Annotated in this window: 14 protein-coding genes and 1 riboswitch; of the genes, 10 read left to right on the plus strand and 4 right to left on the minus strand. The window is 37.6% G+C overall.

Annotated elements, in window-relative coordinates; translation table 11 throughout:
* Positions 1 to 3: 3 nt before the first annotated feature.
* The 4 genes from FC89_RS07100 to FC89_RS07115 are packed head-to-tail and all read left to right on the plus strand — an operon-like array spanning position 4 to position 5,255.
* Positions 4 to 1,224: an MFS transporter gene (locus FC89_RS07100; protein ID WP_083485437.1), complete on the plus strand. Its 1,221-nt coding sequence runs from the start codon at positions 4 to 6 to the stop codon at positions 1,222 to 1,224.
* A gap of 21 nt (positions 1,225 to 1,245) precedes the next feature.
* On the plus strand, positions 1,246 to 2,820 hold the full coding sequence (locus FC89_RS07105) for an alpha-L-rhamnosidase-related protein (RefSeq protein WP_057871851.1): 1,575 nt from the start codon (positions 1,246 to 1,248) through the stop codon (positions 2,818 to 2,820).
* A 46-nt stretch (positions 2,821 to 2,866) separates the two neighbouring features.
* The gene (locus FC89_RS07110; RefSeq protein ID WP_057871852.1) at positions 2,867 to 3,784 is read left to right on the plus strand and encodes an ROK family protein; all 918 of its coding nucleotides are present in this window, start codon (positions 2,867 to 2,869) and stop codon (positions 3,782 to 3,784) included.
* Between the two features lie 13 nt (positions 3,785 to 3,797).
* Positions 3,798 to 5,255, plus strand: a complete 1,458-nt coding sequence (locus tag FC89_RS07115; protein WP_057871853.1) for a glycoside hydrolase family 1 protein — start codon at positions 3,798 to 3,800, stop codon at positions 5,253 to 5,255.
* A gap of 94 nt (positions 5,256 to 5,349) precedes the next feature.
* Here FC89_RS07115 and FC89_RS07120 read toward each other — a convergent pair whose 3' ends face one another.
* The gene (locus tag FC89_RS07120) at positions 5,350 to 6,102 is read right to left on the minus strand and encodes a MurR/RpiR family transcriptional regulator (protein ID WP_057871854.1); all 753 of its coding nucleotides are present in this window, start codon (positions 6,100 to 6,102) and stop codon (positions 5,350 to 5,352) included.
* Positions 6,103 to 6,272: 170 nt separating this feature from the next.
* On the opposite strand from FC89_RS07120, the gene FC89_RS07125 reads away from it, so the two are divergent.
* Both FC89_RS07125 and FC89_RS07130 read left to right on the plus strand, forming a co-directional pair.
* Positions 6,273 to 8,126, plus strand: coding sequence for a glucose PTS transporter subunit IIA (locus FC89_RS07125; RefSeq protein ID WP_057871855.1), 1,854 nt, complete (start codon positions 6,273 to 6,275; stop codon positions 8,124 to 8,126).
* A 22-nt stretch (positions 8,127 to 8,148) separates the two neighbouring features.
* A complete protein-coding gene (locus FC89_RS07130; RefSeq protein WP_057871856.1) occupies positions 8,149 to 9,621 on the plus strand; it encodes a glycoside hydrolase family 1 protein in 1,473 nt (490 codons plus the stop codon).
* A gap of 78 nt (positions 9,622 to 9,699) precedes the next feature.
* On the opposite strand, the gene FC89_RS07135 is transcribed toward FC89_RS07130, so the two are convergent.
* Genes FC89_RS07135 through FC89_RS07145 form a run of 3 tightly spaced genes read right to left on the minus strand, consistent with a single transcriptional unit; the run spans position 9,700 to position 12,355 of the window.
* The gene (locus FC89_RS07135) at positions 9,700 to 10,380 is read right to left on the minus strand and encodes an energy-coupling factor transporter transmembrane component T family protein (RefSeq protein WP_057871857.1); all 681 of its coding nucleotides are present in this window, start codon (positions 10,378 to 10,380) and stop codon (positions 9,700 to 9,702) included.
* Positions 10,373 to 11,797, minus strand: coding sequence for an ABC transporter ATP-binding protein (locus tag FC89_RS07140; protein WP_057871858.1), 1,425 nt, complete (start codon positions 11,795 to 11,797; stop codon positions 10,373 to 10,375). Before FC89_RS07140 ends, FC89_RS07135 begins: the two co-directional genes overlap by 8 nt.
* Positions 11,798 to 12,355: an ECF transporter S component gene (locus FC89_RS07145; protein ID WP_057871859.1), complete on the minus strand. Its 558-nt coding sequence runs from the start codon at positions 12,353 to 12,355 to the stop codon at positions 11,798 to 11,800.
* Positions 12,356 to 12,444: 89 nt separating this feature from the next.
* Positions 12,445 to 12,532: riboswitch (TPP riboswitch) on the minus strand.
* 209 nt (positions 12,533 to 12,741) lie between these two features.
* Here FC89_RS07145 and FC89_RS07150 point away from each other — a divergent pair.
* The 4 genes from FC89_RS07150 to FC89_RS07165 all read left to right on the plus strand — a co-directional run bounded on the left by FC89_RS07150 (position 12,742) and on the right by FC89_RS07165 (position 15,784).
* Positions 12,742 to 12,990 carry a hypothetical protein gene (locus FC89_RS07150; RefSeq protein WP_057871860.1) on the plus strand — a complete coding sequence of 83 codons (249 nt, stop codon included), beginning with the start codon at positions 12,742 to 12,744 and terminating at the stop codon, positions 12,988 to 12,990.
* A 24-nt stretch (positions 12,991 to 13,014) separates the two neighbouring features.
* Positions 13,015 to 14,397, plus strand: coding sequence for a potassium transporter TrkG (locus FC89_RS07155; protein WP_057871861.1), 1,383 nt, complete (start codon positions 13,015 to 13,017; stop codon positions 14,395 to 14,397).
* A gap of 269 nt (positions 14,398 to 14,666) precedes the next feature.
* Positions 14,667 to 15,437 carry an AzlC family ABC transporter permease gene (locus FC89_RS07160; protein WP_057871862.1) on the plus strand — a complete coding sequence of 257 codons (771 nt, stop codon included), beginning with the start codon at positions 14,667 to 14,669 and terminating at the stop codon, positions 15,435 to 15,437.
* 2 nt (positions 15,438 to 15,439) lie between these two features.
* Positions 15,440 to 15,784, plus strand: coding sequence for an AzlD domain-containing protein (locus FC89_RS07165; protein ID WP_057871863.1), 345 nt, complete (start codon positions 15,440 to 15,442; stop codon positions 15,782 to 15,784).
* Positions 15,785 to 15,865 lie beyond the last annotated feature (81 nt).

The raw sequence follows: 15,865 nt of genomic DNA on the forward strand, positions 1-15,865 counted from the left end.
ATCATGACAACTTCTAATCATTCATTCAAAAATGTATTAATTATTATTGCTTTGCTATCATTAAATATTGTTGAACAAGCAGCTAGTGTAATTACAGGAACGATCCCGGGGATGGCTAAAACCTTCTCCAGTGAATCATTGGTTAATATTGAATTGATCACAACCGTTGTTTCAATTTTTGTAACCGTTTTTGTACTTGTCAGCGGCTTTGTAGTGCGAAAAATCGGTCAGAAGCAAACGGCAGTTTTAGGCTTGGCAATCGCGACTATTAGTTCTGTTATTCCAGCTTTTTCGAATAATTTTACTGTAATTTTGGTATCGCGTGCAGTTTTAGGTATTGGGATTGGTTTAGCAAACCCGTTAGCAATTAGTTTAATTGGGGTTTTCTTCTCCGGTGACGAAAGGGCTAAATTAATGGGATGGCGTTCAGCTATCGCAGGGGTCGGAACTTCATTAATGACCTACTTTGCAGGACAACTGCTTAATATTAGCTGGCACGCTGCATATTGGGTATATTTACTGTTTGTGCCAACTTTGTTATTATTTATCTTTTTTGTTCCCGATCCGGAGAAAAACGGTGCAGTAGAACGGCAGGAAGCCGAGCAGCAAAAAGAATTAGCGCAGGCTCAAGATCGAGGCGAGAGTGTTCAAAAGGATTCGAAAGTATTGATTGCAACACTGGCAGTTTTAACTTTCTTGATTTTGATTGCTATCATGGTTTTAGCGATTAAGCTTCCGACATTTTTCGTTGAAGAAAAAATTGGTACAGCTACACAAGCAAGTAACGCTTGGAGCATTTATAATTTTGCCAGTGTTGCCGGCGGAATCTTATTTGGCTACTGCTACAAGTTTTTACGCAAGTTTTTATTGCCATCAGGATTGATTTTGTCAGGGATTATCATGACTCTTATCAGCACTGTTCATAGTGTTGGGATGGTTTACGCTTTATGTATTTTGATGGGGATTGTCAGTGCAATGATCATTCCATATATTTTCAATCGAATTAGCGAAGCATCATCTCCTAAGAAAGCTCCCCTCTATACCTCAATTGCTTTGGTTGGTTCTAACTTAGGTTCATTTTTATCACCATATGCTGGTAAATTTTTAGGTGTTTCAAGCAAAGCAGCTATCCTACATGCAGGATTTTTAATGATGGTGTTAGCAGTAGTTTCTTTGATCGTGATTATAAAAATTAATTCTAATAGCAAAAAGACGGCAGCTTAGAGAAAGGTTAGGCGGTAAATTATGGAATTTCAGATGAACACAACAGTTAAATTCAAGCATGACGCTAAATTGCTTAAAAAGGCACAGCAGGCAAAACCGCAACTCCAATATAAACAGCTTGTTCCACAAAGAATTGTAAAAATAATTCCTGATCAACAAGAATTATTCGGTTATCGTGCTGTTTCACAGTCGCAGACAATTACTAAATTGAATCAATTATCATTTGGTAAAGGTGAGCGAGTTGTGTTGGATCTTGGAGATCATCAAGTTGGTCATTTTCAAATAAAAATTAACTCGGTTGGTTCACCGATGGATGCACCGCTATGGTTACACGTCGTTTTTGCTGAATTACCTGCTGAGATTGGAACTAACCATGAGCCGTATCATGGCGAATTGAGTAGTTCGTGGTTGGCAGAAGAATATCTGCATTTAGATGTGTTGCCATCACTTTTAAAATTACCGCGCCGTTATGCATGTCGATATATTATGCTTGAAGTAATGGATACTTCTCCAAAATGGAAAGCAGTATTCAGCGAGCCGTTGTTTACAGCGGAAAGTGCCGTGTCTTCGGAACAAACTTTAAAATTAGATTCCGGTGATCCATTATTGGATCAAATTGATCGCGTTAGTTGTAAGACCTTGCTTGATTGCATGCAAGAAGTTTTCGAAGATGGGCCTAAACGTGATCGCCGTTTATGGTTAGGCGATTTAAGGCTACAGGCCTTAGCCAATTATGCGACATTTGACAACCAGCAGTTAGTTAAACGATGTCTGTATTTGTTTGGCGGATTAACGACAGAAGACGGGCGAATCTCTGCTAATATTTTTACGCAAAAAGAACCAATTCCAGATGATACATTTTTATATGATTATAGTTTGTTTTTCATCTCAACTTTAGCTGATTATTTTGCCCACTATCATGATATGGAAGTATTGCAGGATTTATTTCCAATTGCTCAACGCCAGCTTGATCAAGCATTACAGTTAGTAGATCAGCAAGGACAAGTTGAATTAGATCCAAAATGGCCGATCTTTATTGATTGGTCACAAGAATTTGATAAAGCGACTTGTGCTCAGGCGGTAACGATTTATGCATTAAAACAATTTTTGGAACTGGCTCAGGAAATGAAAATTGCGACCGACCAATATCAAGCAACATTGGATAAACTAGTGAATTTTGCGACTGAAAAATTGTATAATCAACAACGTGGACTATTTGTAAGTGGAGCTAAACAGGAAATTAATATAGCAAGTCAAGTTTGGATGGCATTAGCTCATGTTTTACCACCAGCAGAAAATCATGCATTAATGGAAACAGCTTTAAAAGAACTTTTTCCGATCACTGGAATTGCAACACCATATATGTATCATCACGTATGTGCTGCATTATTTGAAACACGGCATTCGGCGGCCGCACTTGATTTAATTAAGGACTACTGGGGTGGCATGCTCAAATATGGTGCTGATACTTTTTGGGAGGCATTTCAACCTGAGAAACCGGCATTTTCACCATATAATAGCATGGCAATTAATAGTTATTGTCATGCATGGAGCTGCACACCAGCCTATCTGCTTAGAAAATATTTGAAAAAGTAAAAATTTGAATTGATATTCGTATTTTGGCTTAAGAGGAGAGATTTTTATGCGTAATTACTTGAGTATTGATATTGGTGGAACTAATTTAAAATATGGATTAATTGATCATTCCGGTAATCTGCTTTTTAAACAACAAAAAGCTACACCGACCGAAAAAGATGCCTTTATTAAAGAGTTTAAAGAAATCATAGCAGCTTACCAGTCGAAAATCTTAGGTGTGGCAATCAGTGTTCCCGGAAAGGTTGATTCACAAAAGGGAATTGTTTATCATGGCGGTTCATTACCTTTTTTGGACCAAATGAATTTCCAAACATTGATTCAATCTGATTTTGGTGAATTACCAGTCGGGGTCGAAAATGATGGTAAAGCCGGAGCACTGGCGGAATTATGGTTAGGCGTCTTGCAGGATCAACCTAATTCGGCAGCTATTATTCTTGGAACCGGAGTTGGTGGTGGAATTATTATTAATAATCAATTATTGCCCGGCAGCCATTTTCAAGCCGGTGAGTTGAGTTTCATGATTAATAATTATCAACTCACTGGAAACGATAAATTAGTTGGTATGAGCTGTTCAGCCGTTGAGATGATTGAAAAAATTGCTACGGAATTAAATTTGGCCGATAAAAAAGACGGTTTGGCTGTTTTTGAACAACTTAGCCGACAAAATCCAGCAGCTTGGAAAATTTTCAGAGCATATTGCCAGCGGATCGCGTACCTAATCTTAAATGTCCAAAGTGTGGTTGATTTGACTACTTATGCTATTGGTGGCGGTATCAGCAGTCAACCGCTGTTGGTTAAAACGATTAACGAAGAGTATGATAAAATGTTACTAGAACTGCCATTAGTTAAGCAAACCTTGGTTCGACCAAAGATTAAAAGAGCTAAGTTTGAAAATAGTGCTAACCTGTATGGTGCGCTGTATGGGTTATTACAGAAGTTAGACCAGAGTGCGGTTGCTGATTAAGGAGGAAAAATTAATGTTTGATTTTAAATCATCACCAGTATTTGCAAAAGATTTTTTGTGGGGCGGAGCAACAGCTGCCAATCAGTTAGAAGGAGCCTGGAACCAAGATGGCAAAGGGCCTTCGATTGCTGATGCTTTACCCGGCGGCAAGCAGCGGTTTGCAATTGCCAGCCAACCAGATTTTGCATGGCAAATAGACGAAGATAAGTATCATTATCCGAACCATCGCGGGATTGAACATTATCAGCGTTTTAAAGAAGATATTAAGTTATTTGCTGAGATGGGTTTTAAATGTTATCGTTTCTCAATTGCTTGGTCAAGAATTTTTCCGCAGGGTGATGAAACTACGCCAAATGAAGCTGGTTTGAAGTTTTATGATCAGTTGATTGATGAATGTTTGAAATACAAAATCCAGCCAGTAATTACAATTTCACATTACGAATTGCCATTGAATCTGGCTAAAAAATACGGTGGTTGGAAGAATCGACAGTTAATAACTTTCTATGAACGTTTTGCAAAAGTAGTTTTGGAACGATATTACCAAAAAGTTCATTATTGGATGACTTTTAATGAGATCAACTCAGCTTTTCATTTTCCGGTGATGAGTCAAGGGTTAGTTCCAAGCAGTGGTTCGCAGGACTTTACCAATGTTGTTCAAGCTTGGCATAATCAATTTGTTGCAAGTGCCTTAGCCGTAAAAATTGGCCATCAATTGAATCCGGATCTGCAAATTGGTTGTATGATTTTGTATGCAACAAGTTATGCCTATGATGCTGATCCCAAAAATCAATTAGCTAATTTGCAGCAAATGCAAGATTTCAACTTCTTCTGTGCAGATGTCCAAGTTAGAGGTAAGTATCCCTCATCAACTGCACGGATGCTGCATGACCATCAAGTCAACCCGCAAGATCTTGAAATCACAACAGAAGATTTGCAGCTTTTGAAAGAGAATCCGGTTGATTATATTGGGTTCAGTTATTATATGTCTACAGTAACAGATATTACTCATCAAGATGCTGCTAAATCAGCTGGAAACCTGATTGGCGGAGTCAGCAATCCTTTCTTGCAGACTAGCGACTGGGGCTGGCAGATTGATCCTACTGGTTTGCGAATTGCTTTAAATCAATTATATGATCGCTATCAAAAACCATTATTCGTAGTTGAAAATGGTTTAGGAGCCATTGATGAGTTGACGGCTGATGGTAAAGTCCATGATGATTACCGGATTGATTATTTACGCCAGCATATTCAGGCAATGGCAGGAGCGGTAACTGATGGTGTTGACTTAATGGGATACACGCCATGGGGCTGTATTGACCTTGTCAGTGCTTCAACTGGTCAGATGAGCAAACGATATGGTTTTATCTATGTCGATCTTGATGATCAGGGAAACGGCAGTCTACAACGAATTCGCAAGGATTCATTCTATTGGTATCAAAAAGTCATTCAAAGCAATGGCAGCGAAATATAAAAAAATAAAAGAGGCTGGAGAATTTTCCTCCGACCTCTTTTTATTTTTTGCAAATTTTTGAAAATTAGCGGTATCAAGCTGACTGGTGATTAGGTTATTGTTGCTCATGAATTAAATTTAATAAAAGTTCAACGAATAAAATCGGGACAGCTTGGGCATCAACTACTGAACGGTTAGAGAAACTGCTGCCAGGCAAGACGATACTGTGCTTAAAGTTTGCCATCAGCGCCGCTTTAGGGTTCATGGTAATTAAAAATGAATTTTGGGGCATATTGTTATCAATAGCCGTTAATAAGTGACTGAAGTTACTTTTATTTCCACTAATTGAGAATAAAACAAGGGTCGCATCATCAGAAATAGTATTCGTTAGATGAGCAGCATTAATATAATCGTTTGCGTATAATGACAAAATTCCCAAATCCTCTAAGCCAAGAAAGAGTTCTTTGGCAGGTAACGCGGAAAAATGCACTCCAAGTAAATAGTTCATGGTAGGAGCCATAAGAGCTTTTTCTAATTGTTTCATCAATTTGGAATCCAACTGAGATAATTGTTCGATGATTTTAGTATAATCGTTAAGAAAAATAGATTGCATGTCACGTGGATCAGCATGATGGCGGTTATTTCGTAAATAATTAATCATCTCAAAGCGGAATTCCTTGTAGCCGTTAAAACCTAAAGATTGACAGAATCTTAATACCGCGGAAGTAGAAGTACCAGCTCGATCAGCAAGTTTAGTGATCGTAAAAGTTTCCACGTGTTCAGGGTATTTTAAAATATAGTCGCTTACTTTCAATTCAGATTTTGAAAAATGGCTAGTTTTTTGTTGAATGGCGTTGATAATATTCATAAAAATTCCTCGCTGCATAGTTGATAAGTTAACTTTAATTCGTTGTGGAGATTTAGTCAAAGTTATTTTTCAATTAATTATTGACAGCGCTTTCTATAAAATGATATACTCTTTTTGGCAAAAGTCTCAATTACAATTGACAAAATTATCAGAAAAGAGGAGAATTATGTATGGATTATCAGGAACTGGCATCAAAGATTGTTAGCAATGTTGGGGGTATTAATAATATTGAAAGTGTTAGTCATTGTATGACTCGACTCAGATTTAACCTTAAGGATGTTAGTAAGGCAAATAAAGAATCATTAGAAAATCTAGAAGGAGTCATTGGTGTTGTATATGCTGGGGAACAATACATGGTTATTTTGGGGAAGCATCTGATTCCTACATATGAAGCAATAACTAAGAATTTTGATATTAAAACAGGCAGCATTGTTAATGAAAATCTTGATGATTTGTCTAAAAAGAAAGAACCTTTAACTTGGAAAAACTTAGGATCGAAATTTATTGGGTTTATTTCTGCATCTGTAACGCCATTAATTCCTGGTTTAATTGCAGGTGGCATGCTAAAGGTTGTTTTACTATTAGCCGTAACTTTCATGGATCCCTCGTTTGCAAAAAGTTCATCCTATTTACTATTATCGGCAATTGCTGATGCTCCTTTTTATTTTATGCCAATTATTGTGGCCTATGGAGCAGCTACAAAATTAGGAGGGACACCAGTTTATGCTATGGTTGCTACCGCATCTTTGCTGCACGGTAACTATACTACTTTGGTAACAGAAACGGCTAAACATGTAACCTTATTTGGAATCAACGTTAAATTGTTAGACTATGGCACGACACTTTTACCAGCCTTATTGATTGCGATTGTGGCCTATTATGCAGAAAAATATTTAAACAAAATTGTCCCGGGGATGTTTCGCTCGGTTTTTGTAGGTATGGGAACAATTTTCGTTAGTGGCTCGTTAGGTTATTTGATACTTGGACCAGTTGGAAATTTGCTTGGTCAATACATTGCTAATTTCTTTATGTTTTTGAATAGTACAGTTGGCCCATTAGCGGTCGGTTTATTAGCTGCAGCTTTGCCATGGATGGTAATGGCAGGAATGCATACAGCTCTAGCACCATTTATGACACAATTACTTAGCAATCCAGGCTATGATGCAATTTTAAGACCAGCATTTATTTTGCATAATATGTCTGAAGGTGGAGCAAACTTAGGTGTCGCTTTACGAACTAAAAATACTCAATTTAGAAGTGAGTGTATTTCATTAGCTATCGGGTGTATTGTAGCTGGAGTTACTGAGCCCGCAATTTATGGTGTTAATTTAAAATATCGCCGACCAATGTATGGCGTTATGGCGGGAGGATTTGTCGGTGGAGTAGTTGCCAGTTTATTAGGCGCAAGAGCTTATGTGATGGGATATTCTAATTTATTAGCGTTACCTATTTTTCAAAAAACAGTTATAGGGATGGTAATAGCCATTATTGCAGCGATTATTACTTCAACGATAGTTACTTTTGTATTGGGGATTGAAGAAAACTCACCGAAAAAGATTACAGAACCAGTGAAGAAAACATATCCTGATGATGCAATTGTAGCTGTTAGCGATAGTAAGTTACTAAAATTGGATAATGTTAAGGATGAAACATTTGCTAGTAAAGTTTTAGGAGATGGCGTAGCTTTTGAATTGAAAGATGATGTTATTTGTTCACCGGCAAACGGAACTTTAGTATCAGTATTTCCAACCGGGCACGCATTTGGAATCTTGACAAATACAGGAGTTGAATTATTAGTGCATATAGGGATTAATACCGTTAATTTAAAGGGAGATGGTTTTGATGTTTTAGTTAAACAAGATCAAAAGGTCAGAGCTGGGCAACCACTTGTTAGAGTAGATCGAGATAAAATAAAACAGGCAGGCTATGATTTAACAACGATATTGGTTATTACAGATGCTAAAGGTCAGAAAGTTAATTTAAAAACTGATGGAGTTGTAAAAACCGGTGCACTATTGAATTAGAAATAGAAGGGGAGTTGTTATTTTGAAGACAGCAAAGAGTTTTCCTACCAATTTTTTATGGGGCGGCGCAACAGCAGATTTTCAATATGAAGGTGGATTTAATGAAGGTGGTCGTGGACTTTTATCGCGTGATTTTGAAACAAATGGCTCGCAAGCCAATCCACGTCACCATACGTTGAAATTACCTAATGGGAAAGTGATTACTCCCAGAAGTTCATTTATTTTAGCTGATGATGTTCCAGCTGATGTTGAACCAGTTTTTTTAGCTGATCAATATTACCCGAGCCATCAAGCGGTTGATTTTTATCATCATTATAAAGAAGATATTAAATTAATGGCTGGGATGGGATTTAATATTTTTCGCTTTTCGATTTGTTGGAGTCGGATTTTTCCAACTGGAGAAGAAAATGAACCCAATCAAGCTGGTTTAAAGTTTTATGATGATGTAATTAATGAAATGAAAAAGTATGGCATGGAACCCTTAATTACAATTTGCCATGATGAATTGCCGATGAATCTGGTATTGAAGTACAATGGTTGGGCTTCACGCAAAGTGATTGATGCTTATGTTAAATATGCCAAAACATTATTTGAATATTTTGGAGATCGTTGTCGATATTGGTTAACATTTAATGAAATTAATGCTGTTCGCGGTTTTGGTCCTACTGGGGTACGAAAAGCAGACGGTCAAGCAAGATATCAAGCGGCACACAATATGTTTGTGGCTTCTGCCAAAACGGTTAAATTAGGGCATAAATTGGTTCCGGGTGGAAGTTTTGGAGCAATGTTTGCCATGAGTGAACTGTATCCGGCTACCTGCAAACCAGAAGATATGTTTCATCATTTGCAAGAACGCAGAGAAAATTGGTATTTTATTGATGTTATGGGACGGGGATATTATCCTAATTATGCTGAAGAGCTTTGGCAGCGACATGGATTTGAAAAAATCACCATCGACCCTGCCGATAAAGAAATTTTAAAGACAGGTCAGTTGGATTATATTGCATTTAGTTATTATCGTTCAAATATAACTAAAAAAGGTGATGGCTGGTTTAATGTTGGCGGCAGTGCTAATCCTTATCTTGATAAAACTCCTTGGGGCTGGCCGGTTGATCCTTTGGGGCTGCGCTATTGCATGAATGAAATTTATGATCGAATTCAAAAACCGATTTTTATTGTCGAAAATGGAATTGGTGCGATTGATCAGGCTGATGAAAATGGATATGTTGAAGATGATTATCGGATTGAATATTTCCAGCAGCACTTATCAGCAATGGCTGATGCGATTAATATTGATCATGTCCCTTGTCTTGGGTATACTATGTGGGCACCAATTGATTTGGTTTCGCTGTCTACTGGTGAAATGAAAAAAAGATATGGTTTTGTTTATGTCGATATGGATGATGAAGGACATGGATCATTAACAAGAACACCTAAAAAATCTTATCAATGGATCAAACACGTTATCGAAACTAATGGGGCAGCACTTGAGTAAAGCTTTATAAAGCAAAACAGGCCTAGAAAATGTTTTCATTTTCTGAGCCTATTTTTTATAGTGAGAATCAGTTGCAAGTTACCATGGACGAATAATGAATGCAGCCCAACAGTAACTTAGAATCAAAATAACTGCCAGTCCCCATTGCCAAACAGGCAGAGGATCATGTTGCATTTGAGTTCGGGGCTCACCTTCAGAGAAACCTTGAGAAGTCATTGCTTCAGCTAAATCACCAGACCAGTTAAGGGCGGTTAAAATAATTCGGAGATACAGACCGGGCTGCCACAAGTGGTAAACTTGGCCACGAATTAAAGCTGAATATTGAATTTGTCGATATTCCTGTTTAATCCGTCCCAGTAAATTGAAGGCAGCCAGCAGACCATAGACAAAAGTTGCCGAAAGGTGTAAATGTTCTTCTAAGCTAAACAGCAATTCTTTGACACTGGTCGTCATGGTAACTGTCATTCCCAGCAGTAAGTAAGCATACACACGTGTACCATAGATCCAAGCTGTGTGCCAGCGATCGCCAGTACCAAAGACTAAAAAAGACCACCAGCTACCTAGTGCCAGCGGGAAGGCGACTAATAATACGATTATGGCTGTTTTAAATGATACCCGACAAGCTATTAAGTAAAAAATAGCCAGCAGACAGATTAAGAGATTTAATTTAACGCTTAAAGAAAAAGAAAGTGGCAATCCGATACCAAGCATAATGACGGTCATTACGGCGGTATTTAATAAATGCTTTTTTTTAGGCATCTTTTTGCTCACCGTCCTTTTGCAGTAAAGTTAGTTGCTGCTGGCTAAGCTGTAGTTCATAATCCATCGTTTCGACGACCCCTAATCGCTGATGAGAAATGATCAGGATACTGAGCTGTAAAGCTTTTGTTGCTTGTTTGATCAAAGCTAAAGCGGCAGCTAGTGATTCAGCATCTAATCCGGCAAATGGTTCATCTAATAATAATACCGGTGGGGCCATAACCAACATACTCAGCAGTTGCAATTTTTTTTGCTGACCACCAGATAGTTGATAACAGACTTGATCCAAAACATTTTTTAAATTCAAACTGGTAATTGCCTGATCGATGCGAGTTTGCGTCCAATATTCTGGATGATGAGAAGCTTTAGCTGAAAGGTTGATTTCTGAAGCAGCTTTCAGGCTGATAAATTGGTCACTGCTATTTTGAAAGACAATGCCCACTAAATCAGCCCAACGCTTAAGTTTGAATTTCTGGGCCGATTTTTGTTGAAAAGTAATGCTGCCTTGATAATCATGTTGTTGACATATTGCGGCAAATAGTGTTGATTTGCCGGTACCATTTGCTCCAGATAGCAACCCAAGTTGGCCTTCCGGTAAAGTAAAGTTACTACCGGTCAGTAATTTTCGCGGACCGATTGCCAATTGCAACTGCTGCCAAGCAAGGCTTCCCTTATTTAAAGACTGATAATTTACGGCAACATTAGTTGTTGCTGCCAACTGTAGGTTTTTTAATGGTAAACGTTCAATTTGTTCAGCATGGACACTTAGATGGTATAATCGATCAGCAATTCCTGCATAACCGCTAGGATCGTGGTCAGCAATTAAAATAGTTTTGTGTCGTGTTTGCTGCAATTTTTTTAGATCTGCCAATAGCTGCTGCCGACCGTGCGGATCAACGTTAGCGAAGGGCTCATCCAGTAAAATAATCTCACTGTCCATTGCTAAGATAGTTGCTAAGGCAATTCGCTGCTGCTCACCACCAGATAGCGTGGTAAGTTGCCGTGAACGAAATTTTTCTAACTTGAGTTCTGTTAAAGCGGCTGAAATTCGTTGGCGAATTTCAATCGGCGAAAGTTGCAGATTTTCTAGGGCGAATTGTAACTGTTCTTGTACGGTGCGCATTGCAAATTGACGGCTGGGATTTTGAAACAGCATCGCAACTTTGCCTGCTCGTGCAAATGGTACAATTTCAGCAATGTTTTGCCCATCCAAAGTAACCTTGCCAGTCAGTAATTGACCACCATATTGTGGATAAAGTCCCGCTAATAATTTGAAGAGGGTAGATTTTCCACAACCGGAAGGGCCGGTCAGCAAGCCAAAGGTTCCATTTTCAATTTTAAAATCAAGTTTCTTAAAAACAGCTGGCTTTTGGTCGTCATAACTAAAAGTCAGCTGATCTGCACTTAATACGGTCATTTATTTGATCAATCCTGTCTTAGCGGTCAGCTGTTGAATCCAATAAACTAAAACACCAGCAAAAAAACCGATTGAAATTAAACGGATAATGAAAAGAGTAATTAATAATCCCAAGCTGTATTGACTATAGCCGCTTTGGAATAAATCCCAAATAAAAGTTACAATTGTAGCTCCAATTGCTGAAAAAGTTAATCCGGTTTTACTCCAATTACGATAACCAGTGCAAGCAAAGCCTAACTCATTACCGATTCCTTGAATAAAACCAGATAATAAAGTTGATGCTCCCCAACTCGAAAAAAGTAGCATTTCAACAGCTGAAGCCAGCATTTCACCAACTACCGAGGCTCCAACTTTGCGCAATAAGACACCCGCCAGCGGCCCAGCCATAATCCATACACCCAAGGTTAGATCGTTAGCGTAAGGTTTTAGCGGAGTTGCAGCCAGAGCATAATAGGCATAACTCCATAATTGGTAAATGATTCCAAAGAAAATGGCGATAATGGCTAAGAAAATTACATCTCTTAAAGACCAGCGTTTGTTATTTTTAACGGTTTGCATAGCGAAACTCTCCCTTTGTTGAACACACTGGGGATTCTTGGAAACAAAAACAGCATACTCAAAAAGAGTATGCCAGTAGTTTGCTCGACGGTTTTTAATAAAAAGCTCCCTCCGCTGGCATTATCCAGATCAGGTTCATGGGTATTTCTCAGCCCGCAGGCACCCCAGCTTGTTCTTATGATAATTTGAGTCTACCAAAAAAATTGCTTAAAGTAAATCATTAAGTTTGTTGAACCAGCTTCAGCTAGTCATTCAAAGCTAAAATGAGTTATAATGAAACTACAGACAGCTGGCGAAGTTGTTGCCAACTTTTTATTAATCGGGTCTGGTTTAAAGTAAGCTGTTGGTAAACAGTTTGTTGTCGCTTTCGTAAGGAGGAAAACAGCATGAGTGAAACAGCCAAGGGGAATGGCAAAAACAGTGTCATTGAGGTTAGTAAGTTAGGTAAACCATTTAAACGAGATACCCACGTTGCTTTTATTTTTCACCGGCACCATTTTCAAGGTGTCGTTGAAAAACAATTAAAGAATTCTGCTATTATTGATTTTGATTCTGAGTTTAGCCAATCGAACACAGCTCAAGAATTGAAACAAAAAGTTGTTATCAGTTATACGAAATTAAAACTGATCAATTAATTCAGTAGAAAGTGAGTAATGATTATGCATTTTTTAAGCAAACTGAAGACAAAGGTGAAAACAGAAGCTACACCAATTCAACTCGTCGTCAGTGCTTATCTGATTCTGATCTTACTTACTTTTTTTTTATTGAATTTGCCGATTTTTTTAAAACCGGGAGCGCACGTTGGTTTACTGGATTCTTTTTTTATGTCCGTTTCAACAATTAGTGTTACCGGACTAACAACTTTTCCCCTTAGTCAAGTTTACAATCATGCCGGCATTATTTTATTAGAATTTTTGTTCCAAATTGGCGGTTTCGGTGTAACAATGCTGGCAACCGTAATAATGATTCTCAGTGGCCGGAAAATATCCTTACAGCAGCGGCAGTTGATTCAAGTTGATATGAACCAACCACGTTTAAGTGGCACAGTTCGTTTGTCATATTCGGTTTTTATTTTAATGGTTTTGCTGCAGCTCTTTTTTGGAATGTTATTTTCAATTTATTTCACTTATCAAAATGGAATCAGTCATTTAAAAGAAGCAATCTTTAATGGCTTTTACATTTCAATTTCAGCTGTTACCAATGCTGGTTTTGATATTACAGGCAATTCATTGGCACCTTTTCGACATAATTATATTTTCTTGTTGACAATTATGTTTTTGATTATGTTGGGCGGAATTGGGTTTCCGGTGTTGGTAGAATTTCAACAATGGATTTTTTACAAATTTCATCATCCACAGAAAATGCATTTCAAATTTTCCCTATTTTCTAAATTAGCATTACTTTTTGCAATAATCTTTTTTATTGTTGGAACAGTACTGATTTTTTTGACAGAATTTAGAGGCCAATTGGCTAACGAATCATGGCCTGGTAAATTAATGACTGCAATGTTTTACAGTGCCTCAACGCGCAATGCCGGTTTGCAGTTGGAGTCATTAAAGTCTTTTCAGACCAGCACCCTCTTGATTTTCTCATTATTAATGTTTATCGGCGCCAGCCCTAGTTCGGTTGGTGGTGGTGTTCGAACGACCACAATAGGAATTTTATTGCTGTATTTAGCGGCCTTTATTCGTGGACGGCGCAATGTTAATATTTTTGGGCGACGAATCAGCCAAAGTGATATTCAAAAAGCAATAGTTGTAACTAATTTATCAATGCTGCTGTGTATGGGAGCAGTTTTGATTTTATCAATTACGGAGCATTTTTCTTTGATCTCGTTAATATTTGAAGTTGCAGCTGCTTTTGGTACTACAGGATTGTCAATGGGGATAACTGCTGGGTTAAGTGTTGTCGGCAAATGGGTGATAATTGTTTTGATGTTTATTGGTCGAGTGGGGATGCTCTACATGTTATTGTTATTTGTTTCAAAAAGGGAACAAGATTTCAATTATGAATATCCAACCGAACAGGTAATAATTGGTTAAATTTATTTTTTGATAATCCGAATAAAATTATGGATATTTAATGATTTTTAATTGTTATTTTCATAGAAAAGGATTACATGGTTTTGACACGTTCGCATTTTGAATTAAAGCAGCAATAATTATGGTGAATTTTGCGTTTTTAGCAGCAAATTGATTTTAAAATTGAAAATAAAAAGGCAAATTGAGAGCTTAAAAATTTCCTTAAACTACCCGTTGGTATGTTATAATCGACCTTGCGGGAACTTTTAATACTTTTTGGAGGCTTTTTCGTGAAAAAAGATGAACCACGCTGGTTAGAGGTTTTGAAAGTAGCGTTGCCCTTATGTTTAAGTTATGTGCCGATTGGATTAGCTTGCGGAATATTATTGAACGTTGCTGGATTCAATACGGTTTTGACAGGGCTGGCTTCGATTTTAGTTTTTTCTGGTGGTGCACAATTCTTGATTGCTTCAATGTTGACAGTCAATGCACCATTGCATACGATTTTGATTATGTTGTTTTTTCTTGAATTACGTTACGCTTTGTTGGGTTCCAGTATTTCACAATATTTGCATAATACCAGCAAAAAGTTTTTATACTTTTTTGCGATTTCATTAAATGATGAAAACTATGCAGTCAATTATTTAAAGTTTGCTACAGACAAAGCTTGGAGACCGCAAGATGCATTGATGGTTGAACACTATTCATTGCTTTTTTGGACGATAGCAAATGTTGTCGGCAGTTTGATTGGTAATTTATTGACAGTTGATTTGGAAATTGTTGATTTTGCTTTAACCTCGCTGTTCCTCTATATGATTGTTATGCAGGTAGCTAATCGTTTAACGATTTTAGTTAGCTTTTTTGCTGGAATTTTAGCAATTATTTTTATGGGGTTATTAAAAAGTACTATGGGATTGGTTGTATCAACGATTATTGCTTCATTGTTCGGCTTTGCTATGGAAGATTATTTAGTTAAGCATGGTCATCAAAGAGGAGTATTGTTACATAAAATCAAACCAAAAGCCAGTCGGAAAGTTATCAGCAAGTCAGGAGATAATTAATTATGGCAGCAAAAACTACGGAACATTTTGTGTTAATTATTTTGTCAATGCTGGTAGCTTTTGGCCCACGTTTTATTCCGCTCAGAATTTTTTCGACACGTAAAATTCCAGTATGGTTTAATGAATGGATGAAATATGTACCGGTGTCATTGTTTACGGCACTGGTAGTTAAAGATATCTTCATTGATGCTAATCATGGCTACACTTTTACGGGGATTGGAAACTTAGCTAAGATTTTAGCGGCTATAATTGTAATCGCGGTGGCTTATCGAACACGCTCGATGGGATTGGCAGTTGTTTTAGGCTTAGTCGCAGTAACATTGCTGACTTTTGCTTTAGCGCTTTAAAAAATAAAAATTAAAAGCTGTTGTCGAATTTGACGACAGCTTTTTTGCTGGGTGGAAAATTGGGAACTCAGACAAGATAAT

The organism is Liquorilactobacillus ghanensis DSM 18630, assembly GCF_001435235.1.
GTDB lineage: Bacteria > Bacillota > Bacilli > Lactobacillales > Lactobacillaceae > Liquorilactobacillus > Liquorilactobacillus ghanensis.